This window comes from Vibrio sp. 10N.261.55.F4, from assembly GCF_041470465.1.
Lineage (GTDB): Bacteria > Pseudomonadota > Gammaproteobacteria > Enterobacterales > Vibrionaceae > Vibrio > Vibrio crassostreae_C.
The window spans coordinates 55,199-79,972 of sequence record NZ_JBFRMM010000003.1 but is presented as its reverse complement, the minus strand read 5'-3'; the positions used below and the strand labels follow the sequence as shown (position 1 = coordinate 79,972).

The 24,774-nt window shown below is 45.5% G+C and carries 32 protein-coding genes; 19 read left to right on the top strand and 13 right to left on the bottom strand.

Annotated features, from left to right (window positions below; genetic code table 11):
* Positions 1-15: 15 nt before the first annotated feature.
* The 15 genes from rplE (at position 16) to rplQ (ending at position 7,841) form a co-directional block, all read left to right on the top strand.
* On the top strand, positions 16-555 hold the full coding sequence (gene rplE / locus AB4249_RS03610) for a 50S ribosomal protein L5 (protein WP_004738790.1): 540 nt from the start codon (positions 16-18) through the stop codon (positions 553-555).
* A 16-nt stretch (positions 556-571) separates the two neighbouring features.
* Positions 572-877: a 30S ribosomal protein S14 gene (rpsN, locus tag AB4249_RS03605; RefSeq protein ID WP_004738789.1), complete on the top strand. Its 306-nt coding sequence runs from the start codon at positions 572-574 to the stop codon at positions 875-877.
* 29 nt (positions 878-906) lie between these two features.
* A complete protein-coding gene (gene rpsH, locus AB4249_RS03600) occupies positions 907-1,299 on the top strand; it encodes a 30S ribosomal protein S8 (RefSeq protein ID WP_017061309.1) in 393 nt (130 codons plus the stop codon).
* A 10-nt stretch (positions 1,300-1,309) separates the two neighbouring features.
* On the top strand, positions 1,310-1,843 hold the full coding sequence (gene rplF, locus AB4249_RS03595) for a 50S ribosomal protein L6 (RefSeq protein ID WP_017063712.1): 534 nt from the start codon (positions 1,310-1,312) through the stop codon (positions 1,841-1,843).
* Between the two features lie 9 nt (positions 1,844-1,852).
* Complete coding sequence (rplR, locus tag AB4249_RS03590) at positions 1,853-2,206, top strand: 50S ribosomal protein L18 (protein WP_004738784.1); 354 nt, start codon at positions 1,853-1,855, stop codon at positions 2,204-2,206.
* Between the two features lie 14 nt (positions 2,207-2,220).
* Complete coding sequence (gene rpsE / locus AB4249_RS03585; RefSeq protein WP_017061307.1) at positions 2,221-2,721, top strand: 30S ribosomal protein S5; 501 nt, start codon at positions 2,221-2,223, stop codon at positions 2,719-2,721.
* A 7-nt stretch (positions 2,722-2,728) separates the two neighbouring features.
* Positions 2,729-2,905: a 50S ribosomal protein L30 gene (rpmD, locus tag AB4249_RS03580; protein WP_004736756.1), complete on the top strand. Its 177-nt coding sequence runs from the start codon at positions 2,729-2,731 to the stop codon at positions 2,903-2,905.
* 5 nt (positions 2,906-2,910) lie between these two features.
* Positions 2,911-3,345, top strand: coding sequence for a 50S ribosomal protein L15 (rplO, locus tag AB4249_RS03575; protein ID WP_004736758.1), 435 nt, complete (start codon positions 2,911-2,913; stop codon positions 3,343-3,345).
* A 20-nt stretch (positions 3,346-3,365) separates the two neighbouring features.
* Complete coding sequence (secY, locus tag AB4249_RS03570) at positions 3,366-4,700, top strand: preprotein translocase subunit SecY (RefSeq protein WP_004738781.1); 1,335 nt, start codon at positions 3,366-3,368, stop codon at positions 4,698-4,700.
* 41 nt (positions 4,701-4,741) lie between these two features.
* Positions 4,742-4,855, top strand: coding sequence for a 50S ribosomal protein L36 (gene rpmJ, locus AB4249_RS03565; RefSeq protein WP_000868186.1), 114 nt, complete (start codon positions 4,742-4,744; stop codon positions 4,853-4,855).
* Positions 4,856-5,003: 148 nt separating this feature from the next.
* Positions 5,004-5,360: a 30S ribosomal protein S13 gene (gene rpsM / locus AB4249_RS03560; protein ID WP_004738779.1), complete on the top strand. Its 357-nt coding sequence runs from the start codon at positions 5,004-5,006 to the stop codon at positions 5,358-5,360.
* Positions 5,361-5,379: 19 nt separating this feature from the next.
* Complete coding sequence (gene rpsK, locus AB4249_RS03555) at positions 5,380-5,769, top strand: 30S ribosomal protein S11 (RefSeq protein WP_004738778.1); 390 nt, start codon at positions 5,380-5,382, stop codon at positions 5,767-5,769.
* 31 nt (positions 5,770-5,800) lie between these two features.
* On the top strand, positions 5,801-6,421 hold the full coding sequence (rpsD, locus tag AB4249_RS03550) for a 30S ribosomal protein S4 (RefSeq protein ID WP_004738777.1): 621 nt from the start codon (positions 5,801-5,803) through the stop codon (positions 6,419-6,421).
* Between the two features lie 22 nt (positions 6,422-6,443).
* A complete protein-coding gene (locus tag AB4249_RS03545) occupies positions 6,444-7,436 on the top strand; it encodes a DNA-directed RNA polymerase subunit alpha (protein ID WP_004729813.1) in 993 nt (330 codons plus the stop codon).
* Positions 7,437-7,460: 24 nt separating this feature from the next.
* The gene (gene rplQ, locus AB4249_RS03540; RefSeq protein ID WP_004729812.1) at positions 7,461-7,841 is read left to right on the top strand and encodes a 50S ribosomal protein L17; all 381 of its coding nucleotides are present in this window, start codon (positions 7,461-7,463) and stop codon (positions 7,839-7,841) included.
* Positions 7,842-8,085: 244 nt separating this feature from the next.
* Here rplQ and AB4249_RS03535 read toward each other — a convergent pair whose 3' ends face one another.
* Together AB4249_RS03535 and AB4249_RS03530 are read right to left on the bottom strand one after the other, a co-directional pair.
* Complete coding sequence (locus AB4249_RS03535) at positions 8,086-8,580, bottom strand: DUF2780 domain-containing protein (protein ID WP_017058875.1); 495 nt, start codon at positions 8,578-8,580, stop codon at positions 8,086-8,088.
* Positions 8,581-8,714: 134 nt separating this feature from the next.
* Complete coding sequence (locus AB4249_RS03530) at positions 8,715-9,335, bottom strand: FKBP-type peptidyl-prolyl cis-trans isomerase (protein ID WP_008220519.1); 621 nt, start codon at positions 9,333-9,335, stop codon at positions 8,715-8,717.
* Between the two features lie 213 nt (positions 9,336-9,548).
* Between AB4249_RS03530 and AB4249_RS03525 the strand changes: the two genes are divergently transcribed.
* Positions 9,549-10,133, top strand: coding sequence for a LysM-like peptidoglycan-binding domain-containing protein (locus AB4249_RS03525; RefSeq protein ID WP_017068022.1), 585 nt, complete (start codon positions 9,549-9,551; stop codon positions 10,131-10,133).
* Positions 10,134-10,192: 59 nt separating this feature from the next.
* On the opposite strand, the gene AB4249_RS03520 is transcribed toward AB4249_RS03525, so the two are convergent.
* From AB4249_RS03520 to AB4249_RS03470, 11 genes are all read right to left on the bottom strand, one after another.
* Positions 10,193-11,041, bottom strand: coding sequence for a DMT family transporter (locus tag AB4249_RS03520; RefSeq protein WP_017058877.1), 849 nt, complete (start codon positions 11,039-11,041; stop codon positions 10,193-10,195).
* On the bottom strand, positions 11,041-11,493 hold the full coding sequence (locus AB4249_RS03515; RefSeq protein ID WP_017058878.1) for a GNAT family N-acetyltransferase: 453 nt from the start codon (positions 11,491-11,493) through the stop codon (positions 11,041-11,043). Before AB4249_RS03515 ends, AB4249_RS03520 begins: the two co-directional genes overlap by 1 nt.
* A gap of 57 nt (positions 11,494-11,550) precedes the next feature.
* The gene (locus tag AB4249_RS03510; RefSeq protein WP_372102328.1) at positions 11,551-12,117 is read right to left on the bottom strand and encodes a Crp/Fnr family transcriptional regulator; all 567 of its coding nucleotides are present in this window, start codon (positions 12,115-12,117) and stop codon (positions 11,551-11,553) included.
* A gap of 71 nt (positions 12,118-12,188) precedes the next feature.
* Positions 12,189-13,943 (bottom strand): lysophospholipid acyltransferase family protein, encoded by a 1,755-nt coding sequence (locus AB4249_RS03505; protein ID WP_102394292.1) that lies wholly within the window; start codon positions 13,941-13,943, stop codon positions 12,189-12,191.
* Positions 13,944-13,955: 12 nt separating this feature from the next.
* The gene (locus AB4249_RS03500) at positions 13,956-14,399 is read right to left on the bottom strand and encodes a hypothetical protein (protein ID WP_372102327.1); all 444 of its coding nucleotides are present in this window, start codon (positions 14,397-14,399) and stop codon (positions 13,956-13,958) included.
* A gap of 10 nt (positions 14,400-14,409) precedes the next feature.
* Positions 14,410-14,847, bottom strand: coding sequence for a YHS domain-containing (seleno)protein (locus AB4249_RS03495; protein WP_372102326.1), 438 nt, complete (start codon positions 14,845-14,847; stop codon positions 14,410-14,412).
* Positions 14,848-14,859: 12 nt separating this feature from the next.
* Positions 14,860-15,609 carry an NRDE family protein gene (locus AB4249_RS03490; protein WP_372102325.1) on the bottom strand — a complete coding sequence of 250 codons (750 nt, stop codon included), beginning with the start codon at positions 15,607-15,609 and terminating at the stop codon, positions 14,860-14,862.
* Positions 15,610-15,611: 2 nt separating this feature from the next.
* Entirely contained in the window at positions 15,612-16,154 is a 543-nt protein-coding gene (locus tag AB4249_RS03485; RefSeq protein WP_017083769.1) for a hypothetical protein, read from the bottom strand.
* Positions 16,155-16,173: 19 nt separating this feature from the next.
* A complete protein-coding gene (locus AB4249_RS03480) occupies positions 16,174-17,307 on the bottom strand; it encodes an ATP-grasp domain-containing protein (RefSeq protein ID WP_102333019.1) in 1,134 nt (377 codons plus the stop codon).
* Positions 17,304-17,891, bottom strand: coding sequence for a DedA family protein (locus AB4249_RS03475; RefSeq protein WP_372102324.1), 588 nt, complete (start codon positions 17,889-17,891; stop codon positions 17,304-17,306). Before AB4249_RS03475 ends, AB4249_RS03480 begins: the two co-directional genes overlap by 4 nt.
* 286 nt (positions 17,892-18,177) lie before the next feature.
* Positions 18,178-20,154 (bottom strand): bifunctional 2',3'-cyclic-nucleotide 2'-phosphodiesterase/3'-nucleotidase, encoded by a 1,977-nt coding sequence (locus AB4249_RS03470; protein WP_372102323.1) that lies wholly within the window; start codon positions 20,152-20,154, stop codon positions 18,178-18,180.
* A 414-nt stretch (positions 20,155-20,568) separates the two neighbouring features.
* Here AB4249_RS03470 and cysD point away from each other — a divergent pair, with 414 nt between their 5' ends.
* The 3 genes from cysD (at position 20,569) to AB4249_RS03455 (ending at position 24,752) form a co-directional block, all read left to right on the top strand.
* Positions 20,569-21,513 carry a sulfate adenylyltransferase subunit CysD gene (cysD, locus tag AB4249_RS03465; RefSeq protein ID WP_226088532.1) on the top strand — a complete coding sequence of 315 codons (945 nt, stop codon included), beginning with the start codon at positions 20,569-20,571 and terminating at the stop codon, positions 21,511-21,513.
* An 18-nt stretch (positions 21,514-21,531) separates the two neighbouring features.
* Positions 21,532-22,962: a sulfate adenylyltransferase subunit CysN gene (gene cysN, locus AB4249_RS03460; RefSeq protein WP_372102322.1), complete on the top strand. Its 1,431-nt coding sequence runs from the start codon at positions 21,532-21,534 to the stop codon at positions 22,960-22,962.
* Between the two features lie 65 nt (positions 22,963-23,027).
* A complete protein-coding gene (locus AB4249_RS03455; RefSeq protein ID WP_017067554.1) occupies positions 23,028-24,752 on the top strand; it encodes an SLC13 family permease in 1,725 nt (574 codons plus the stop codon).
* The last annotated feature ends 22 nt before the right edge of the window (positions 24,753-24,774 follow it).

Sequence of the window (24,774 nt, the reverse complement as noted above, 5' to 3'; positions counted from 1 at the left end):
ATTTGGAGTTCTACTATGGCGAAACTGCATGATTACTACAAGTCGTCTGTAGTCGCTGAGCTTACCAAAGAGTTCAGCTACACAAGCGTCATGCAAGTCCCTAGGATTGAGAAAATCACCCTAAATATGGGCGTTGGTGAAGCAATCAACGATAAGAAACTGCTAGAAAACGCAGCAGCTGATATGGCAACGATCTCTGGTCAAAAGCCACTTATCACTAAAGCGCGTAAATCTGTAGCTGGTTTCAAAATTCGTGAAGGCTACCCAATTGGTTGTAAAGTAACCTTGCGTGGTGAGCGCATGTGGGAATTTTTAGAGCGTTTAATCTCTATCGCACTTCCACGTGTACGTGATTTCCGTGGTGTTAGCGCTAAGTCTTTTGACGGTCGCGGTAACTACAGCATGGGCGTTCGCGAGCAAATCATCTTTCCGGAAATCGACTACGATAAAGTCGATCGTGTCCGCGGTCTTGATATCACTATCACGACTTCTGCGGGTTCCGATGAGGAAGGCCGAGCTCTGCTGGCTGCCTTTAACTTCCCATTCCGTAAGTAAGGGTAGGGTTACTGTTATGGCTAAACAATCAATGAAAGCACGTGAAGCTAAACGTGCAAAACTAGTAGCTAAGTTCGCTGAAAAGCGTTCTGCGCTAAAAGTTATCATTAGCGATGTAAACGCATCTGAAGAAGATCGTTGGAATGCGGTTCTTAAACTGCAATCTCTTCCACGTGATTCAAGTGCATCACGTCAGCGCAACCGTTGCAACCAAACTGGTCGTCCACACGGTTACCTACGTAAATTCGGTCTAAGCCGCATTAAGGTTCGTGAAGCTTGCATGAAAGGCGAGATTCCGGGTCTTCGTAAGGCTAGCTGGTAATTGCCACTTAATCATTTGGAGTAAATCTTATGAGCATGCAAGATCCGATTTCGGATATGCTGACCCGAGTTCGTAACGGTCAGGCAGCAAACAAAGTTGCTGTAAAAATGCCTTCTTCAAAGCTTAAAGTTGCAATTGCTGCATTACTTAAAGCTGAAGGTTACATCGTAGACTTCGCTGTTAACAGCGAAGCAAAACCTGAGCTAGAAGTTACTCTTAAGTACTTCCAAGCTAAACCTGTAATCGAGCAAATCAAGCGTGTATCACGTCCTGGTCTAAGAGTTTATAAAAATAAAGACTCTTTACCTACAGTGATGGGTGGTCTTGGTATTGCAGTTGTTTCTACTTCCAAGGGTCTGATGTCTGACCGTGCTGCTCGTAAAGCAGGTCTTGGCGGTGAAATCATCTGTTACGTAGCTTAAGGAGTAGATTATGTCTCGTGTTGCTAAAGCACCTGTCGCTATTCCAGCTGGCGTAGAGGTGAAACTAAACGGCCAAGAAGTTACTGTAAAAGGTAGCAAAGGTGAGCTTACTCGCGTTCTTAACAGCGCCGTAGTTATTGCACAGGAAGAAACCAACCTAACTTTCGGTCCGAAAGAAGGTGTTACTAACGCATGGGCACAAGCTGGTACAGCTCGCGCTCTAGTTAATAACATGGTTGTGGGTGTTACTGAGGGCTTCACTAAGAAGCTAACTCTTAAGGGTGTTGGTTACCGTGCTGCTATGAAAGGCAACTCTGTAGCTCTAACTCTTGGTTTTTCTCACCCAGTAGAGCACGCTCTACCTGAAGGTATTAAAGCTGAGTGCCCTAGCCAAACTGAGATCATCATTACTGGTTGCGATAAGCAAGTAGTAGGTCAAGTTGCGGCTGACATTCGTTCTTACCGTGCTCCTGAGCCTTACAAAGGCAAAGGTGTTCGTTACGCAGATGAAAATGTGCGTACTAAAGAAGCTAAGAAGAAGTAAGGTATCACTATGGATAAGAAAGCATCTCGCATCCGTCGTGCTACACGTGCACGTCGTAAGATTGCAGAACTTGGTGCAACTCGCCTGGTAGTACACCGTACTCCTCGCCATGTTTACGCACAAGTTATCGCGGCAAACGGCTCTGAGGTTATCGCAGCTGCTTCTACTGTAGAAAAAGCGATCCGTGAGCAAGTTAAGAACACTGGTAACGTTGATGCAGCTAAAGCAGTTGGTAAAGCTGTTGCTGAGCGCGCTCTTGAAAAAGGCGTAGCTTCAGTTGCATTTGATCGTTCTGGTTTCCAATACCACGGTCGAGTAGCGGCGCTAGCAGAATCTGCTCGCGAAGCTGGTCTGAAATTCTAAGGTAGGGTTGGAAGATGGCTAAAGAACAACAACAAGCTAATGATTTGCAAGAAAAGCTGATCGCAGTTAACCGTGTATCTAAGACGGTTAAAGGTGGTCGAATCATGAGCTTTACTGCACTAACAGTAGTTGGTGACGGTAACGGTCGCGTAGGTTTCGGTTACGGCAAAGCTCGTGAAGTACCTGCTGCGATTCAAAAAGCAATGGAAAAAGCGCGCCGTAACATGGTTACAGTATCGCTTAACGAAGGCACTCTTCACCACCCGGTGAAAGGTCGTCATTCGGGCTCTAAAGTTTACATGCAGCCAGCTGCAGAAGGTACAGGTGTTATTGCCGGCGGTGCAATGCGTGCTGTACTTGAAGTTGCGGGCGTACATAACGTACTTTCTAAAGCATACGGTTCAACGAACCCGATCAACATCGTTCGTGCAACGATTGGTGCTCTAGTAGACGTTAAGTCACCAGAAATGGTTGCTGCTAAACGTGGTCTAACTGTTGAATCTATTTCGGAGTAAGCACACGATGGCAACTATTAAAGTAACTCAAACTAAAAGCTCAATTGGTCGCCTACCTAAGCACAAAGCGTGTCTTAAAGGTCTAGGTCTTCGTCGCATCAACCATACAGTAGAACTTGAAGATACACCGTGCGTACGCGGTATGATCAACAAGGTTTACTACATGGTTAAGATTGAGGAGTAATCAGAATGCGTTTGAATACTCTATCACCGGCTGCTGGCTCTAAACCTTCTAAGAAGCGTGTAGGTCGTGGTATCGGTTCTGGCCTTGGTAAAACAGGTGGCCGCGGTCACAAAGGTCAAAAGTCACGTTCTGGCGGCTCTGTTCGTCCAGGTTTTGAAGGCGGTCAAATGCCTCTAAAACAACGTTTACCTAAATTCGGTTTCACTTCTCGTAAGAGCCTAGTGTCTGCTGAAGTTCGTCTAGCTGAGCTAGCGAAAGTAACAGGTGACGTAGTTGATCTTAACAGCCTTAAAGCTGCTAACGTTATCACTAAGAACATCGAGTTTGTTAAGATCGTTCTTTCTGGTGACCTAAGCAAAGCTGTGACTGTTAAAGGTCTACGCGTGACTAAAGGCGCTAAAGCTGCAATCGAAGCTGCAGGCGGTAAAATCGAGGAATAATCTCGAGGAACGAGGTACAGATGGCTAAGAAACCAGGACAAGATTTTCGTAGTGCTCAGAGCGGCTTAAGTGAACTAAAGTCGCGCTTATTATTCGTAATTGGTGCACTTTTAGTATTCCGAGCCGGCTCTTTTGTGCCGATCCCTGGTATTGACGCAGCTGTACTTGCCGATTTGTTCGATCAGCAAAAAGGTACCATCGTAGAAATGTTTAACATGTTCTCCGGTGGTGCTCTTGAGCGTGCATCTATATTAGCATTGGGTATCATGCCGTACATTTCGGCATCGATCGTAGTCCAATTGCTAACTGTAGTTCATCCAGCGTTAGCGGAACTCAAGAAAGAGGGTGAAGCAGGCCGTCGTAAGATAAGCCAATATACACGCTACGGCACGCTTGTACTTGCAACATTCCAAGCTATTGGTATCGCAACAGGCTTACCAAACATGGTCGACAATCTGGTTGTTATCAACCAAACCATGTTTACGCTTATTGCTACCGTGAGTTTAGTAACTGGTACCATGTTCTTAATGTGGTTAGGTGAACAAATCACTGAGCGAGGAATCGGTAATGGTATTTCCATTCTGATTTTTGCAGGTATTGTTGCTGGATTGCCTTCTGCAATCGGTCAAACAATCGAGCAAGCGCGTCAAGGTGAATTGCATGTGCTTCTTCTGCTGTTGATTGCTGTATTGTCTTTTGCTGTTATTTACTTCGTAGTTTTCATGGAACGTGGTCAACGTCGTATCGTCGTTAACTATGCGAAACGTCAACAAGGTCGTAAAGTTTTTGCAGCACAAAGCTCTCACTTGCCTCTTAAGATTAATATGGCAGGTGTTATTCCAGCGATTTTCGCATCAAGTATTATTTTGTTCCCAGGAACATTAGCGCAGTGGTTTGGTCAAAATGGTGAAAGCAGCGCGTTCGGTTGGTTAACTGACGTGTCATTAGCTCTTAGCCCAGGTCAACCTTTGTATGTAATGCTTTATGCAGCAGCTATAATCTTCTTCTGTTTCTTCTATACAGCGTTGGTGTTTAACCCACGTGAAACAGCTGATAACTTGAAGAAGTCTGGTGCATTCGTACCCGGTATCCGCCCAGGTGAGCAGACAGCGAAATATATCGATAAAGTGATGACTAGACTAACCCTTGCGGGCGCTCTATACATTACTTTTATATGTCTGATTCCTGAGTTCATGATGGTCGCGTGGAACGTTCGTTTCTACTTTGGCGGCACATCACTACTAATCGTAGTGGTAGTTATCATGGATTTCATGGCACAGGTACAGACTCATCTGATGTCACAACAGTATGATTCTGTGTTAAAGAAAGCGAATCTGAAGGGTTACGGCCGTTAATTCGGTGGTAACAATTTCGATTCCATTTACGGAGTTTAGCAATGAAAGTTCGTGCTTCCGTTAAAAAAATCTGCCGTAACTGTAAAGTTATCAAGCGTAACGGTGTCGTTCGCGTGATTTGCAGTGAGCCAAAGCATAAGCAACGCCAAGGCTAATTAGCAGAAATTTTTACTTGAAATACAAGGTAGAGTCGAGTATATTCCTCGGCCTACCTTTTGCGTGCAAAAGAAGTAGTATGCCGCAGCGTATCCATAACGGGCTTTGCTGCGGATAATTCTTTTATGAACCCCTTAGGAGTGAATAATGGCCCGTATAGCCGGCATTAACATTCCTGATCATAAGCATTCTGTAATTGCACTTACTGCAATCTACGGTATCGGTAAAACTCGCTCTCAAGCTATTCTAGCTGAAGTGGGTATTGCTGAAGATGCTAAGATCAGTGAACTAACTGAAGAGCAGATCGATCAACTGCGTGATGGTGTAGCTAAGTACACTGTAGAAGGTGATCTACGTCGTGAAGTATCGATGAACATCAAGCGTCTTATGGACCTTGGCTGTTACCGCGGTCTTCGTCATCGTCGCAGTCTACCACTACGTGGACAGCGTACTAAAACCAACGCTCGCACCCGTAAGGGTCCGCGCAAGCCGATCAAGAAATAGTCGGATAAGGTAGAGTACAATGGCAAAACAACCAACTCGCGCGCGTAAGCGCGTACGCAAGCAAGTAGCTGATGGCGTAGCGCACATTCATGCTTCTTTCAACAACACAATCGTAACTATCACTGACCGTCAAGGCAACGCTCTTGCATGGGCTACAGCAGGTGGTTCAGGTTTCCGTGGTTCTCGTAAATCTACTCCGTTCGCAGCACAAGTTGCAGCTGAGCGTTGTGGTGAAATGGCTAAAGAATATGGCCTAAAGAACTTGGAAGTTATGGTTAAGGGTCCAGGTCCAGGTCGCGAATCTACTGTTCGTGCACTGAACGCTGCTGGTTTCCGTATCACTAACATTGTTGATGCGACACCAATCCCTCATAACGGTTGTCGTCCACCTAAGAAACGTCGCGTTTAAGTTTCGTTTCTAGGAATATTGGAGAAAGATCATGGCAAGATATTTGGGTCCTAAGCTTAAGCTTAGCCGTCGCGAAGGTACTGACTTATTCCTTAAGTCTGGTGTCCGTGCGATCGATACCAAGTGTAAAATTGATAACGCACCAGGTGTACACGGCGCTCGTCGCGGTCGTCTATCTGAGTATGGCGTTCAGCTTCGTGAGAAGCAAAAAGTTCGTCGTATCTACGGCGTTCTAGAAAAACAATTCCGCAACTACTACAAAGAAGCTGCACGTCTTAAAGGCAACACAGGTGCAAACCTGCTTCAGCTTCTTGAAGGTCGTCTTGATAACGTAGTTTACCGTATGGGCTTTGGCGCTACTCGTGCTGAATCTCGTCAACTAGTTAGCCACAAGTCTATTCTAGTTAACGGTAAAGTTGTAAACGTTCCTTCTTTCAAAGTAGCGGCAAACGACGTTGTTTCTATCCGCGAGAAAGCTAAACAGCAATCTCGTATTAAAGCGGCTCTAGAAGTTGCTGAACAACGTGAAAAGCCAACTTGGATTGAAGTAGATGCTGGCAAAATGGAAGGTACATTCAAGCGTATGCCTGAGCGTTCTGACCTATCAGCTGACATCAATGAACACTTGATCGTCGAACTTTACTCTAAGTAAGGTTAAAAAAAGAGAGGACACAATGCAGGGTTCTGTAACAGAATTTCTTAAGCCGCGTCTTGTTGACATTGAACAGATCAATACGACACACGCGAAAGTAACTCTTGAGCCATTAGAGCGCGGTTTCGGCCACACTCTAGGTAATGCTCTTCGCCGCATTCTTCTATCTTCTATGCCGGGTTGTGCCGTAACAGAAGTTGAAATTGAAGGTGTGCTACACGAATACAGCACTAAAGAAGGCGTTCAGGAAGATATCCTGGAAATCCTTCTAAACCTTAAAGGTTTGGCTGTACGCGTTGCTGAAGGCAAAGATGAAGTGTTTATTACACTGAACAAATCAGGCTCAGGCCCTGTTGTTGCAGGTGACATCACCCACGATGGTGATGTAGAGATCGCTAACCCTGAGCACGTAATTTGTCACCTAACGGATGACAACGCTGAGATCGCTATGCGTATCAAAGTAGAACGTGGTCGTGGTTACGTTCCAGCTTCAGCTCGTATCCATACTGAAGAAGATGAGCGTCCTATCGGTCGTCTACTAGTTGACGCTACTTACAGCCCGGTTGATAAAATCGCTTACGCTGTAGAAGCGGCACGTGTAGAACAACGTACTGATTTAGACAAGCTTGTTATCGATATGGAAACGAACGGTACTCTAGAACCTGAGGAAGCAATCCGTCGTGCAGCTACTATTTTAGCTGAACAACTGGATGCGTTCGTAGATCTTCGTGATGTACGTGTACCTGAGGAGAAGGAAGAGAAGCCAGAATTCGATCCTATCCTACTACGTCCTGTAGACGATCTTGAACTAACAGTTCGCTCTGCTAACTGTTTGAAAGCAGAAGCGATTCACTACATCGGTGATCTTGTACAGCGCACTGAGGTTGAGCTACTTAAAACGCCAAACCTTGGTAAGAAATCTCTTACAGAGATTAAAGATGTGCTTGCTTCACGTGGTCTTTCTCTAGGCATGCGTCTAGAAAACTGGCCACCAGCGTCAATCGCTGAAGATTAATCGAAAAGTTAGAAGGATTAGGTCATGCGCCATCGTAAAAGTGGTCGTCAACTCAACCGCAACAGCAGTCATCGCAAAGCGATGTTCAGCAACATGGCTAGCTCTCTTGTTCGTCACGAAGTTATTAAAACTACCGTGCCTAAAGCAAAAGAACTACGTCGCGTAATTGAGCCATTGATTACCCTAGCTAAGACAGACAGTGTTGCTAACCGTCGTCTTGCATTTGCTCGCACTCGTGATAACGAAGTTGTGGCAAAACTATTTAATGAACTAGGCCCGCGTTTCGCGGCTCGCCAAGGTGGTTACACTCGCATTCTTAAATGTGGTTTCCGTACTGGTGATAAAGCTCCAATGGCTTACATTGAGCTTGTAGACCGCCCAGCTGCTGAAGAAGCTGCTGAGTAATCTATACTAGATTCTTAATACAAAAGCCGAGCATTAGCTCGGCTTTTTTGTGTCTGTAGAACAAGGAATAGACAATAGAAATTGCACCATGATGTTTGGCATTTTTTGCTTGTCTTGTCTGCGCCATTTTTCAAAAATATCTCGTATCTCGTATCTCGTATCTCAAATATCTTTTCTTCCACGCACAAAAAAGAGCACCGAAGTGCCCTTATTAGATTTTAAGCTAGCTATTAATAACTAACGATTATTGCCATATAGCTGAAAGTGAATCCATCAGGCCGCTCGTCGCACCTTGTGACTGCAATGCTTGAAGAATGATTGGCGCAAATGTCGTAACCATTGATGGATCCATGCCTAATCCAGAAAACGCACTTTCAACGGCACCTTGTGAGCTTAGTAGCGATGATAGCCCCGTAGACTCAAGGCTCGACATGCCTGGAATAAGTGTCGCGAGTTCTTTGTTGTCGGCTGTGCCAAGTGAGTTTTGTGCAAGGGCCAACATTGAACCAATACCGCCAACTGCTTGGTCGCTGGTAACAGAAGCTTGGTCAGCTACCGTATCCACAAGTGGTGTTGTTTCGTTCTGCTGAGACCACATATTCACTGCTGCCATTAGTGCAGTTTGTGATAGTTGGGAATAGTTGGTATCTGATGATGAACTGGTTTGTTCAGAGTCGCTAGTGCTAGCGCAAGAGACAACAGCAAGGCTGCTTAAAACTGTGATGAGTACTTTCTTCATTATTCGTCCTTAAGTAATAAAGTAATTTACTCTTTCACTATAAACGAAAAACGGCGATGTAGTCACATCGCCGTTGGATTATTTCAATTTTATTTGCCAATAGTATTTTGTTTTACTAAAGGTTTTTATAAAAATTAAAGAATAGCTAGAAGTTCTACTTCAAATACTAGAGCAGCAAATGGTGGGATTGCAGCACCTGCGCCACGCTCACCGTATGCTAGATCTTGAGGGATGTATAGCTTCCACTTAGAGCCAACAGGCATCATTTGTAGAGCTTGTACCCAACCTTGAATTACGCCAGTTACAGGGAATTCAGCAGGTTGACCGCGAGATACAGAGCTGTCGAAAACAGTACCGTCAGTTAGTTCGCCGTGGTAGTGAACACGTACTTGCTTGTCTGCAGTTGGGATTTCGCCAGTACCTTCAGTTAGTACTTCGTACTGAAGACCAGACTCAAGAACCGTTACTTCTGAACGAAGAGCGTTGTCAGCTAGGAAAGCTTCGCCGTCAGCAGCAGCAGCTTTAGCTAGTTCTTGACGTGCAGCTTCACCGCGAGTGTGTAGCTCTTGTAGTGCGTTGTTGATTTCGTCAACTTCGATAGCTGGCATGTCGCCAACTAGAGCTGTTGCGATACCAGCAGCGATTGCGTCAACGTTTAGGCCTTCAAGACCAGAACCAGCAAGTTGTTGGCCCATTTGTAGACCGATACCGTAGCTAGCTTTTTGCTCTACAGTTTCAAATTTTACTTCAGACATGAAAAGTCACTCTTTTTGTCAGTACGAAAAGGGTAAGAATACCAGTATTAGCAGCGTGAAGAAACGGCTAGTCCCTGATCACTTGCGCTTTACCGCGCCCAAATCACAGCCATGTCAATTTTCTCGCTTTGGGCCTTGTTGTGACGGAAAGATCTATACTGTTGGTACTTTGGTTTTTATACTGTAGTTATTCAATGTATAGGACGCAGTGGTATGAATCGTCGTCAAAAGAAAAAACAGAAAGTTGACCACTTAGCAGAATTCAAGGATCGACTGAATCAGGTCAAAGAGAAATTGAGTTCGATCGATGTGAAGAAAATGAAAACCTCGACAGCGCAAACTTGGGGTTCATTGCCGAAGTTACACCAAAGACTGTTGATGGTGATTTCTCCGATCGTACTGATATTACTTTTTGTGCCGCTACCAGAACCTAAAGTAGACACAGCTCCAACAACATCGCGCGTTGAGCTTGAAATAAACACCGTCGGCTTAAGCGAACAGCAAAATGCCAAGAACAGCTCATTAGAACCGAGTAACAAAAATTGGCAGGAGTACCTTGTTAAGCAAGGGGATACGTTAGCGCAGGTTTTTCGAAACAACGATTTGCCATTGTCTGACTTGAATGCGTTAGTGCGAATTGAAGGTGCAGATAAGCCGCTCAGTCAGATTCGTAAAGGCCAGCTGGTTCGTTTCAAACTTGCTGAAACTGGGCAGTTGGACATTCTTCAGCTAGAGAAAGGCGACACTTCGGTGATGTTCTTCCGCTTATCCGATGGTGGCTTTGGTCGCAGTAAGTAGATGAATAGTGAGCCTGAGTTAAAGCGCTTCACCAGACACAGATAAACGATAGAAAAGAGCTAAGCATTAGCTCTTTTTTTTGGTCGCTTGAAAGGGGCGAGTGGCAAGATGATAAGCATGATTCCGATAAAGGTTAATGTATCCGGAATCTCATCGAACCATATTGCACCTATTAGCGCGACAAACACCAATCCTGAATACTCAGCCAAGGCAATTTGGCTAGAGTGTGCTTTTTGATAGGCAGCAACCGCAAGGCCGTTGTAACTTAAGATTAGCGTCGCACTCAGGGCTATGTATCCCAAATGCTCCACAGACACTGGCTGCCAGTATAAGAAGCACAGTACTAATGAGGCTGGAATAGAGAATAAGGTTGTCCACCACAGCGTAGTGACCACCGTTTGCTCACTAGGAAGCTTTCTTACGAGTACATTAAATAGTGCTAGGGTGAGTGCTGTCCCCAAAGCAAACAGTGCCGCCCAATGAAATTGTGATGGCCTCAAGACAATCAATGCACCAATAAAACCTATGGTTGTGCCGATAACCTTGCCGAGTGCCGGTTGCTCTTTCAATAGCAACATTGAGAGCGGCAACATCAGTAAAGGCGCGACATAAAATACTGCGTTGGCGGTTGCCAAAGACAAGTGAGTGATCGCGACCACCATGCACCCACTGCCGATCAGAATTAACTGACCTCGAATGAAGGTTACCTTAGCCTGCTGTAAGCGCCGTTGTTCTTTTTTCTGCTGTAGCCACAAAGGGGTGATGATGAGCAGAGATATCAACTGTCGGAAAAAAATATACTGTAAGGGCGGTACTTCGCCATTTAACAGCTTTACCGCTACGTCGGAAAGCGAGGCAAACAAGTTACCTGCAACCAACAATAGAATACCGGCAGTGATATTCGTCATTATTTTTCTAATCTCATGTCTATATGAGGAATGTCATCTTCGAGGTACATATCCGAGATGGTGTTGAAGCCGTGGCTCGCATAGAAGTTTTCTAGGTGTTGCTGCGCGCCAATATCAATGGCCGTATTTGGCCAAAGAGCCTCGCAGCGTGTTAATGCTTCTTTGATTAATTGATGCCCCAAGCCACCACCTCTTGCCGATTGCTTGGTTGCGACTCGACCGATGCTGGTGTTGTCGTAAGAGGTACCTGGTGGTAATAAACGTGCACACGCTACCAACTCTTCATCAGCATAGCCAAGCAGGTGCTCAACACCCGCGAGTGTATCTTTACCGTCCAGCTCTGGATAAGGACAAGTCTGCTCGACCACAAATACATCGACTCTTAATTTAAGTAGTTGATAAAGCTGTTGTGTTGAGAGTTCAGAAAAAGGAATTGAGTGCCAAGTGATCATGTTTACATCCAGAGATTATCGATGCTCTGAATGTACTATGCGCGATGATTGTTGGCATTAACTATTGTTAATTCGACCTTTAATTCTGCTCAGGCTGATTGCGGTTATTCCTAGGTAGGCTGCAATTTGATTGTCGTGCAAGCGCTGCTCAAGGTCGGGATAGTGCTCGCAGAACAGCTGATAGCGTTGCTCTGGTGTATAGAGCAGCATGAAGCGTTCTTTGTTTTCCTTATGCATCAGTTGTGTTTCTAACAGCTTTAAATACAAAGGATTATTTGATGCACGCCACTCGATAACCGCATTCATTGGCAGCTCTAACATGGTGATGGGTGTCAGCGTTTCTAATAGGTAAGGAGAGGCTTGGTTCTTTATCAGACTCTCAAAGCCGATGATCCAATCTTGTTCCCAATAGAACTCTTTGCTGTATTGCTTACCATCATCAGTGAGGTAGCAGGCATGGCACAAGCCTTCAAGTACAAAGTAGATTGAACTCGCCATCTCACCTTGATTGATCAAGATGTGTCTGGTTGGCAGCTCAAGTGGCTTGGCGACAGCGAGTAGAGATTCAATCTGGCTTTCAGAGAAGTCGAAGCTTTGCAGTTGTTCGATAAAAGAGGTGTGCATGAAAATAACCTATCCCAAATAAGTGCCGAAATCATCGCACTTATTTGGAGAGAGGTACAGAGCAGGATAAATCAGAGGCGTGCGTGTTGCTCTAGGTAATCTTGAGCAAGTTCTCTGCCCATGTATTTACCTAAGGTCTTCAATGGAACCTTCTTAAGGTTCACCACAATCAAGCCATCCAAGGCATCATTAAACGATGGGTCGACATTAAAACACACCAGTTTACCGTTCATCCCTAGATATTGGCGCAGCAGTACCGGCAGGCCTTTACCTTGCTCCATGCGTGCTAACACTTTAGAGAGCAGAGGCACACTCGCCAGTGAAGAGAGCAGGTGATTTTGCCAGAACACATGACTGCTGGTATTGAGTGGTGACGAAGGTGAAACCAAATTCGCCTTTTCCTCATCATAATGGTGGATTGATAACGTGGTCGCGATCAACAGACGCGCATTGTGGCTGTAATCATTGCTGATACTGACTGGGCCGAACAGATGGGTATATTGAGGGTGACGAGACACAAAGGTCGCAATGCCTTTCCACAATAGTAACAGTGAGTTCAGGCTCTTTTGGTAAGGTTTACTTACTACCGATCGCCCAAGCTCAATGCTGTTTTCTAGAGTATCAATGAATTCTTGGTTGTAGTTAAACAGGCTACGAGAGTAGAGCTGATCAAGCCCGTGCTCAGCGATGAGTTTGTCGACCATACCGAGTCGATACGCCCCGACCAGTTCTGCCTTGGTTTTATTCCACACAAACAGTTGATGGTAGTAAAGGTCATACTCATCTAAATCACAGGCCAGCCCGCTGCCTTCTCCGACTTCTCTAAAGCTTTCTTCTCTTACTCGACCAATCTCGCGCATTAAGTTAGGAATGGATTGGCTTGGTGTGCAGTAGACCTCAAAGTTCCCTTGCTCAAGTAACTTCATATCTTCCGGAAGAGAATCGACCTCTATTGCCAACACTTCTGGCGGAATAGGCGCAATCACTTGGGTATCAAAAGAAGGTGCGTGGATGGGCGTGCTCGGGCTGTCTTGTTGACTCATTAGATAGGTATTAAGTCGTAGGTAGTTGACGATATCCATCTCTTTTTCAAACGATTTTATCTCTGAATATGGAATCGATGAGCCAATCGAGATAGAGATAGTTGTCGCTTGTTTATTAAGAAGTTCACGTCCGAGTAGAGCGGTTCTCAACAGTGGATGAACACGACCCGCTTGATAGAAAAGCTCACTGTTCTTGCCATTGATAAAGATAGGTACCGTGGTGGCTTGGTGACGTTTGACGAATTTCGCTACCGACTTGCTCCACTCGATGTCTGTCAGTGTTTTTGCCCCTTTACGGTAGCTTGATACTTCACCTGCTGGGAATACAATCAATAGTCCACCATCAGCCAAATGACGATTGGCATCTCGAATCGCTTTGGCATTGGTGCGTTTCGATTCTTTACTGTTAAAGACATCGACACCGATGAAAAGATCATCCAGTTCAGGCAGGCGCTTAAGTAACTCATTGGCCAGCACCTTCACATCCTTTCTTACTGATCCTACGAGATCGGCAAGGATCACGCCTTCGATGGCGCCAAGCGGGTGGTTCGCCACAATCACGACAGGCCCTTCTTCCGGGATGTTTTCCGTGCTTCCCGATGCAACCGAGTAGTCGATATTGAGCGCCGACAGAGTGTAATTCATGAATTCGAAGCTAGATAACTCGTTTTTACGATCTTGGTAGAGTCGGTCTAGCTTAGATAGCCCAGTTGCCCACTCGACAACAGACTCACCTAAACCAAAAGGCGTGTAACGTGGTAAACGAAAAGGACTATCAATCATAATGAAGCTACCTTATTGACTAAAGTTGTTTAGGAAACCGTCTTGATTCTTGAAATCTTTCACACTTAAAAACGCACCGCATAACCACACTAGGCATGCCATGCCAAACAATAATCCGCCGTCGTAACCGATAATTTCACCCACAGCATTGAACTCAGGCATCTGAATACCGAGCGGTGTAAACAGGTGGAAAAATATCGCGCCGCTCATGATTCCCACGCTCATGATGGCACCCAGGCCATGCCAACGCGTGAACAGCAAAATGGCCGCAATCAATTCAGCGAATCCAATCAAGTAGCCGCCAAACGAGCCGAACCAACTGAGCCCTGACCATGTCGCGAGCGTGCCAAAGATATGTTCTGTCTCGTATGAGCCAGTGAACTTAAAGAACAGCGACTGAATAAACACAAACGCGATAAATGCCGCAGGGATATGTTTGGCTGGAGTGAATGTCATCGTTATTCCCTTACTTAATCAGTTGCGGCCAAACTTTATCGGCTTGTTGAATATGCTGTGCTTGGTCTTGTTCCCAGCGCTGCTTAATCTCTTGGTCGTAGTTGAGGTAAAGCTTGTTATCAACAATCGTCCATTGGTGTGGGTCACCCGGTGCAAAGTCACTCTTCGCTGATACAGCCCAAGCGCAATAGCCACCATATTGAGGGGCATATTTTTCAGGATTATTAACAAATAAAGTCAGATTCTTTTCAGAAGAGAAATACCAATCCGCGCCTTTGTACTCAGTGCTGAATTTTTTACTGCCTTCAATGGGCTTACCGGAAGTGAAATACGCGACGGTATCGTAGCCATCGAGCGCTTTACTGCTAAAGAAACCAGTGTAGATTTCATCGGCGGCAAATACGTACGGGCTAACAAGTAGCAGAACCATGGTGATTAGTTTTCTCATGATGGACTCCATCTATAGATTGATTGCTGGTGATAAATCAAAGGTAAAGCGCTGCTGATTTATCTGGCATGGTTTAATAGGTTCGCATGGTGAGCCGGGTGCATAAAACATAGAGGCTTGGCCATGCAGATTACGTAAGTGTGTAAAGCTCACGGTATGTGCGTCTTCGCGATGCATACAGGTCGCTAAATGAGGTTGCTCATTGTGATGGTGAGAGTGGAACATCAGTAAGTTCTGTTGATTCTTACCTGCCGCTATGAGCTGATCATATTTTGCTTGTCGGTAGGCTTGCACTCGCTCTAAATCAACACCGGACGAGAAGAGTGGAGAATCAGTGTCGACTATTTGATGTTGAATACCATCCCACATGTAGGCGATAACCAGACCATTGTGTTGGGTTAGATTGGGCGCGAAAGCCAGCAAGGTAAATGGGACAAAAGAGTGTAGATCTAGCTTGTGAAATGCTTCAGAGAGCTGACTGATATTACGACTCGATGATAGGTTTTTAAGTAGCAAACCGCGGCTGACTAAAGGACCAACAGGCACTGTGCCTTGATAGTTATTGAGTAGGCATAGTGAAAGCCCTAACTCATTAATACTTATCCAGCTACCACCGCCAGTTGGGTCGAGTGGCATGATGATATCGACACCGTTAACTCGATATTGTTTAGGTGGCATCGCCAGTGCCCGTGTCTTTTGTTCATCACGATTAAAGAAGACCTGATAGCCATTGTCTTCAAGCAGCCAAGATACTGAACACATGATTATTGCTCCCTCAGATAGCTGCTGGTGGTTGGGGCATAACCAAAGGTATTGCATGTTTCGACATCAAGAAAAGTCGTGATCACCTTGATCATCGCATAGTGATGATTGGCATGCAGAGCAGCAAAGGTGACCTCTCTTTCTAACGTAGAAGGCAGGCTGGCGAATACTTGTGTATCCATTGAAACTTCGGTTTGGATCATGATAGGCGCTTCGAGATCTCTGCGGTCTAATCGTTCAAGCCAGTTGATCACATAATGGATCTCTTTTACTGCAATTGAGCGGTCGTATTCGACGGGATGACCACGACGGCGAGTGTTGTAATCAACGGTCGCATTCTCTTTTAAAATTAAAGCGTGAAAAAGATCGAGCGTGTGACGAGTATGCTCACCAATAGAGCTTGTGACGTGCGGCTTTGCTCGTGTCAGATAGTCGCTGTCAGATATCGCTAACAAAAACTCTAGACCCTGATTCAATATCTCTACCGCTCCTTTGATGCTAGGAGAGAAAGAAGTGAGGGCGCTTGGTTGGGCTATGGGGTTCATTCATGGTCCTCGTACAAAGTTAGTCAGTGGTCGGATATTGTTGAACAAGACGTCGCTCTTCTTGCCACGCAGCGAATAAGCTCTTGAAAGAAGGAGTCTTATAGCCTCGTTGTTTTTGCTGAGCGCCAATATCAAAAAGAATGCGGTATTGCAGAAGTAGCGTAGAAAATATCTCTCGCAATGGCGTGTTGCGATCCCAGATATGCCCAGCCTCACTGCTGGCGCCATTGACCTCAAGGATAGTGAAATCCTCACCGTTCATTAGGCTGTGCATGTCCTTGAATTTGACGTCGAGTCGACCAAAGTGGAAGCCATCGAAGTCGTCAAATATCTCGTCTAAGCGTTCGGTTAAAGCTTGAGTGATGTATTGGTTGCCGTCTCGGAAGATACAGCCACGGCTATGGCTACCTGCGAACGCGAGTTGGAACTCTTCGCCCTCTGCGAGTACTTGATCCAGTTTATCTTCATGTCTCGGCAGATACAGGTGGCTGAGCTGCCCTGCACGCGGGCTATTTTCAATTAGCTGCTTGAGGGTCGAGCTGCCATCACCCACCACCATTGGCGCATATTTGAGTGTGATCGAGATGATCTCGCCTTGCTTTTTGTTTGGGTAACGAACATAGAAAACACCCGCTTCGGCTTGATAAGGCGCCTTTTTCTGCAATAGAAAGCGAGCATTATTTGGGAAAGATTCAACATATTGCTCAAGTTGATCTTGGTTGTTGATCAGCTTAACGCCAACACCTCGACAGCCAAGATCCGGCTTTGCCACGATAGGGAAATCAAGATCCGTTTGTATGAGTGCGCTGCGTGCGTCTTCGGCTTGTTTTTTACTGCCGAGATCCGTTTTGGTTAGGGTTATAAACGGAGAGATCCAACGCTGACTTGAAGATCCGGCAAGGCTTAATATCTCGTGTTTTGATTCGCCTACCATACCGCTTAACTTGATGCTTGGGTTGGCGATGAGCGGCAGTGCCCAGTCAAAGTGCCGTAACCCTTGCATCAGGCTTTGAATCACAACTGGCGTGTAGAAGAACCAAGTTGGAAGAAACTCATAAGGAGAGACGCTGCGCACGGTATCTTTTTCAAGCAAAGGCATGCCTGCATTGATTTGATGTGCGGGAATGATGCGAATATCTTGCGGTGAACTCATGATAATCCTCTAGAGTAGGTTCTATTCATTAATCGATTGCCGATAAACAGCAAAGCGATGGCACACGGGATGATGATCCATTGATATTCAGAGGCTTGCAGCCACGCTGATGTCCCTAAATAGTAGATGGCAGAGAAGACAATGCCAGTCCAGAGCGCAGTGGCACTAATCACGGCAAACAAGAAAGTAGGCAGTGGGATGGCGAAAAAGCCACTTAAGGTAAACCCGACGGTGCGAAGCCCTGGAATAAAGCGGATAACAAAAAGGCTGCTGAATGCGTTCTGACGTAATTTGGTACGAAGCGAACGAAAGTACTTATTGGTGAGGGCTTTATATCGAACGCCTCGGAAGTAACGTCCTGATTTACCAAGGTAATAAAGACCAAGATCACCAGTGGCAATGCCAATGAAAATTGCAAGTAACGCATATTGCGGTGGGATGAGTGCTTGAGTCGCTAAACCAGCGGCCGTCACGATTGCCAGATCTTCAAGCAGATAAGAAAGCGCGATAATGCCAAGCATCAGCCATAGCAGCGACTCCTCCCCTGAATGTAACCATGCTTGAATGCTCTCGACGGTGCCCATCAAATGTCCTTATCTATCCTATAGATGAATGGCTTACCGGCCATTCATTGAGTGTAGTAAATTAAATAGACAGGAAGAGCTCAGAAAAACTTACAGCGAATTGCTGCTTTTTTACGTTGATTGGATTCAATAGGTGATTTGAGGTGTGCGATATTAGGCGAAGAATGAGCAGGAGTTTAAGCTTCGAAAGCTGAGGCCTTACACTAAGAATTTAGATAAGAAAAGAAAAAGGCTGAGTCGTTAAACTCAGCCTTTCAGAACGTTAACTATGGATTACTTAAGCAATCTATTTAGTTAGGTCAATCTGGTAAACAGCGAAACCAACATCGTCAGTCGCAACACGTTTCATCGGGTATTGACCCTTCTCTTTAATGAACTCTGCTGCTTTGTCGCTTGGAGATGTTTCAAAGCGGATATCTAGCTTGTTATCTGTTTTGATTGGCGCAAATGACCAATTGTTATCCGCGCTTGGGCTCACTTGACCTTGCTCTTTGCTTACGCGAGAGATGTAGTTTGCAAGAACAGTACGGTTCTCATCTGGTGCATCAAATGCGATGAAGTCTTCACCTGTGCCTGGGAACTTAGCGCTGTATGCACGGTAGTTGTTGGTGGCGATCAGGAAGTCTTGCTTCATGTCGATTGGCTTACCTTGGTAAGTTAGGCCAACAATACGCTGTGAGTCAGGGTTAACGACTTTACAGTTTGCATCGTATTTAGCAGGTTGAGTTACGTCGATTTGGTAATCCACACCGTCGATAACATCGAAGTTGTAAGTACGGAAGTTATCCCACTCAATCAACTGTTGTGGTGCTGTGGAGTTAACATCCACTTGGTTGAACTGACCTGCAGAACACTCAAGCCACTCTTTTACTTCGTGACCTGTTACCTTCATCGCAACTAGCGTGTTCGGGTAAAGGTACAAGTCAGCTGCGTTACGGAATGTCAGTTGACCAGATTCAACCTCAGTGAAGTTCGCTGGGTCATTCTTACGGCCACCGGCCTTGAATGGTGCAGCTGCTGAAAGTACTGGCGTACCATCTAGGTCAGGGTCACCTTGGATGAACTGTTCAACGTAATCTTTCTGTGCAAGGTTAACGATTTGAACTGTTGGATCGTCTTGTACTAGAGACAAGAAGCTGTACATCACATCGTCTGCTTTACCAATCGGTTGGTTAACAAACTCACGAGTACCAGCGTGGTCTTTTTCTAGTGCTGTTACGATGCCTTCATCAGCTGCAGCAAGCGATTTCTTCTCTATTTTGTCGTAGATAGGGCGCGCTTCTGATTGGCCTTTAACCACTTCCCACTTACCGTCTTTTTGTGCAAGTGTTAGATCCATAACACCAACGTGGCTACCCCAACGACCAGGCATTACTGCCGCAACGCCGTTCATGGTGCCCGTTTCGTTGTCGATGCCTTGAATGTCATCAAAACCTTTACCTGGGAAAACTGCGTGAGAGTGGCCGAATGCGATCGCATCGATGCCGTCTACTTCAGATAGGTAGAACGTTGAGTTCTCTTCGCCATTTTTGTATGGGTCAGTTGATACGCCTGAGTGAGGGATAGCAACGATAACCTCTGCACCTTCCGCTTTCATTTGAGGCACTAACTCGTTAGCCGTCTCAATGATATCGCGAGCGATCACTTTGCCTTCTAGATTCTTCTTATCCCACGTCATGATTTGTGGTGGAACAAAACCGATGTAACCCACTTTTACTTCGTGCTCTAAGCCAGCAGTATCTTCGAACGTGTGCGTCTTGATGATGTAAGGCGTGAAGTAGTGTTCTTTGGTTTCTGCGTCGTAAACGTTAGCACTGATGTAAGGGAAATCAGCGTCGTTGATCGATTCTTCTAGGAACTCAAGACCGTAGTTGAATTCGTGGTTACCTAGGTTTGCAGCGTCGTAGCTTAGTTGGTTCATTGCTTTATATGCAGGGTGAACTTCGCCAGCTTCGATGCCTTTGTCTGCCATGTAGTCACCCATTGGGCTACCTTGCAGTAAGTCACCGTTATCAACTAAAACGCTGTTGGTTACTTCGCTTTGAGCTTCTTTTACTAAAGTTGCAGTACGTGCTAAGCCGATTTTTTTCGATGGCTTGTCTTTGTAGTAGTCGTAATCCATTAGGTTGGTATGGATATCCGTCGTTTCTACGACACGTAATTTAATCACTTCATCGGTATCTGGTGTTGTTGTGCAGCCTGCTAAAGTCAAACCAAGACCCGCAAGTACAGCCAATGACAAAGGTTTCATTGCAACTTTCATTTTGTAGCTCCAAAGTGGATAGTAGAAAATTCGTTGCGTAATGTAACAAAACCGAATGAAACAATGATTACAACGAATGTTAATTCGTGACTTAGATCGATTACTTTATGGTGTTCTGCAAGACGCCTCCCAAAGCTGCTCAATCGATGCGCAACTGATATCGATAATATTAGTCCATTCATTTCACCTGCTTATCGGTAAATTCAATCCCTTATCAGCTTTTCGAATAAAAAATGAAATTTTAGAATTTCCAGTAATATGAGAGGCTCGTCATAATGCCTATATCAAGGACGTATCAGGCAGACGAATAGCAAGGATAGCTCAACACGAAGCTTCTGTTTTCTTCTAGTGCCAATACTCCCATTCACTCAAGTGGATGAGTTAAATCCCATGCTTGACAAGAACAAGTAATGAATTGCTCGTAACGCGAGCCTTAAAGGAAGCACTGAAATGGACCAAGAACGTTTAACCCACCTAAAACAGCTCGAAGCGGAAAGTATTCATATTATCCGTGAAGTAGCGGCTGAGTTTGATAACCCAGTGATGATGTACTCCATCGGAAAAGATTCTTCTGTGATGCTTCATTTAGCTCGCAAAGCGTTTTATCCAGGCAAGATTCCATTCCCGCTATTGCATGTAGATACGGATTGGAAATTCCGCGAGATGATTGAGTTTCGTGATCGTACGGCTAAAAAGTACGGCTTCGACCTTTTAGTACATAAGAACCCAGAAGGTATTGAGATGGGTTGTAGCCCATTTGTACATGGTTCTTCGAAGCACACTGACATCATGAAAACACAGGGCCTTAAGCAGGCGTTAAACAAGTATGGGTTCGATGCGGCTTTTGGTGGTGCGCGTCGTGATGAAGAAAAATCTCGTGCGAAAGAACGTGTTTATTCTTTCCGTGATAAGAACCATACGTGGGATCCAAAAAACCAGCGTCCAGAGCTTTGGCACACCTACAACGGTCAGGTTAATAAGGGCGAAAGCATTCGTGTCTTCCCGCTATCTAATTGGACTGAGCTCGATATCTGGCAATACATCTATCTAGAGAGCATCGATATTGTTCCACTTTACCTTTCAGACAAACGCCCTGTAGTTGAGCGTGATGGCATGCTGATCATGGTTGATGATGACCGTATGGAGCTGCAAGAAGGTGAAGTGATTGAAGAGAAAAGCGTTCGTTTTCGTACTTTAGGCTGTTACCCATTAACCGGAGCGGTTGAATCTGAGGCGAATACGCTAACGGGCATTATTGAAGAGATGCTGGTGGCGACGTCTAGTGAGCGTCAAGGTCGAGCGATTGACCATGATCAGTCGGGCTCTATGGAGCTGAAAAAGCGCCAAGGTTATTTCTAAGAATCTAAGGAAAGAAAAATGAATAGTGCAGTAGAAGCCGAATTGGCTGAACTAGGGGTTGAAGGTTATCTAAGTCAGCATCAGCATAAATCTATGCTTAGATTTTTAACTTGTGGCTCGGTAGATGACGGTAAAAGTACGTTAATCGGTCGCTTGCTCCATGATACAAAACAGATTTATGAAGATCAGCTAGCGGCGGTTCACTCGGATAGCCAACGAGTGGGAACGACAGGTGAGAAACCTGATTTGGCACTGCTTGTTGATGGTCTGCAGGCTGAGCGTGAGCAAGGGATCACGATCGATGTGGCTTACCGCTACTTCTCGACTCAAAAACGTAAGTTCATTATTGCTGATACTCCTGGGCATGAGCAGTATACGCGCAACATGGCAACAGGCGCTTCAACGTGTGATCTGGCGGTGATCTTGATTGATGCTCGTAAGGGCGTTCTGGATCAAACACGTCGTCACTCGTTTATCTCTAACCTGCTTGGTTTGAAGCATTTCATCGTTGCTGTAAACAAGATGGATCTTGTGGAGTATTCACAAGATCGTTTTGAAGAGATTCGCGATCAGTATCTAGAGTTTGCAGAAAACCTAGAAGGTGAAACCAATATTCAGATCTTGCCAGTATCGGCGCTTGAAGGCATCAACGTTGCTGCACCAAGTAAAGAGCTTGCATGGTTCGAAGGCCCATCTCTGCTAGAAGTGTTAGAGAACGTCGACATTGACCAAAAGCGTTCGGCAGGTGAATTCCGATTCCCAGTTCAGTACGTCAATCGTCCTAACTTAGACTTCCGCGGTTTTGCTGGCACCGTTGCCTCTGGCCGTGTCAGTGTCGGTGATGAAATCAAGGCGCTGCCGTCGGGTAAAACCTCTAAGGTTGCACGCATTGTAACTTTTGATGGTGATTTGGAGTCTGCGCAAGCGGGCTTGGCAGTAACGCTGACTCTTGAAGATGAGATTGATATCAGTCGTGGTGATTTGATTGTGCTAGAAAACGCGCAGATTGAATCCACTAACCACGTATTGGCTGACATCGTGTGGATGACAGAGCAACCATTGCAACCGGGCAAAGCTTACGACATCAAGATCGCAGGCAAGAAAACCGTTGGTCAGGTTGAAACGGTTCGTCACCAATACGACATCAACAACCTATCGACTCACGCTGTCGATGAGTTGCCATTGAATGGCATTGGCTTGTGTGAATGGTCACTGAACGAGACTGTCGCGCTGGATAAATACCGTGAAAGTGCCGATACCGGTGGCTTCATCGTTATCGACCGACTAACCAACGTGACGGTTGGCGCGGGTTTGATTCGAGACCGTTTGGACTCTGTTGAACAGCAAGTCGGTAACTTCTCTGCATTTGAACTTGAGTTCAACGCATTGGTTCGCAAACATTTCCCTCATTGGGATGCCAAAGATCTAAGCCAACTACTGAAGTCATAAACGACCAAGTAACAGCTTATTGAATCAGGCGGAAACCGATCGTTTCCGCCATAAAGGACGGGTATATGTGGCAACAAGGATTTGTATTAGCGATTTTGCTCGGCATCATTACTTGCCTGCTCGTTACCCGTATTAAGCCAAGCTTTATCTTTGCTGGCGCGGCGTTTATTGCTTTTATGGCTGGCATGATCGACTTGTCGAGCTTGGCTAATAACTTCACTAACTCCTCGTTACTGACTTTAATTCTTCTGATCCTCGCATCAAGTGCGTTGGAGAAAACTCGCTTAATCAGCTGGGTTAGCCGCAATATCTCTGAAGGTAGGCTAGGTACCGTGGTTGCGAAGTTGGGTATTTCTACAGCGTTACTTTCTTCTTTTACTAATAACACCGCGGTGGTTGTTTCTTTGATCGGGGCGATCAAACGTAATCAACAGCACGCGCCGTCTAAGTTACTTATCCCTTTGTCATACGCTGCCATCTTAGGTGGCACCCTGACATTGATCGGCACCTCTACCAATTTGATCATCAATAGTTTTGTTGAAGATGCAGGTTTACCGAGCTTAAACTTTTTCACACCTACCTTGATCGGTTTAGCGGTTTTGGTCGGTGGGGTATTGATCCTTATTCCTCTTAGCTATTTTCTACCCAGCTACGATGATGGTTCTCAAGATGATCTGCCTTACTTTCTCGAGGCGCGAGTTGAGCCAGGTTCTCCATTAGTTGGCCGTAGCGTCAGTGAAAATAATCTTAGAGCTCTTAGAAAACTGTTCTTAGCCGAAGTGATTCGAGACGGTAAAACCACCGCGTCGATTGACCCTGATTTTATTCTTCAAGCTCGTGACCGATTGCTGTTTTGTGGTGATGTTGAGAGCGTGGCGACACTGCAAGAAATTCAAGGACTGACTCTGTTTGGTCAGCATCATTTGAATGGTCAGAGCTTTGTTGAAGTGGTGGTGAGTTCATCAGCAAGTTTTTGTAACAAAACCCTGAAAACTAGCCAGTTTAGAGACCGTTTCGATGCGGTTGTGGTTGCTATTCGTCGTGGCCATGAACGCCTAGAAGGTGGGCTAGGGAATATCACATTGACCGCTGGTGATACCTTGATTTTGGTTCCAGGTAAACGCTTTGAAGAACAGCGCCAACAACACAACAAAGAGTTTGTGTTGATGAATGACTTAGATTCGAGTGCCAAGCTTGATGCCGACAAATCGACGTTCGTGTTGCTCGGCTTTGCTAGCGTGATTGGTTTAGCCCTTATCGATGCAGTACCTATTATCAAAGGCTTAGCTGGTTTTCTACTGTTGCTGGTGGCATTTGGCGTGGTGCAACTGGGTGAGCTCCGCCGCCGTTTCCCAGTCGATATTGTGGTGATCGTGGGCTCTGCACTTTCTATTGCTCAACTGATGATTTCATCGGGTTTATCTGAGCGGATGGGGCTGATGTTTATGGAGGCGTTTAATGGCTGGGGCGTATTCGGTGCGTTAGTTGCTACCTACTTTATGACTTTGGTTTTGACAGAGCTGGTGACCAATAATGCGGCTGCAGCACTCTCATTTCCGATTGGCTACAGTATGGCAGTAGGTTATGGCGTTGACCCTATGCCGTTCATCATGGCGGTACTGTTTGGTGCCAGTGCCAGTTTTATCTCTCCATACGGCTACCAAACCAACTTACTTGTTTATAGCGTAGGTAATTACCATTTAACGGATTATCTGCGTATCGGCATTCCAATCTCGATTGTATATTCGGGCTTGGTGCTGACCCTAATTCCTTATTTTTTCCCATTTTAATGCTGTTTATTTAAAGGACTAA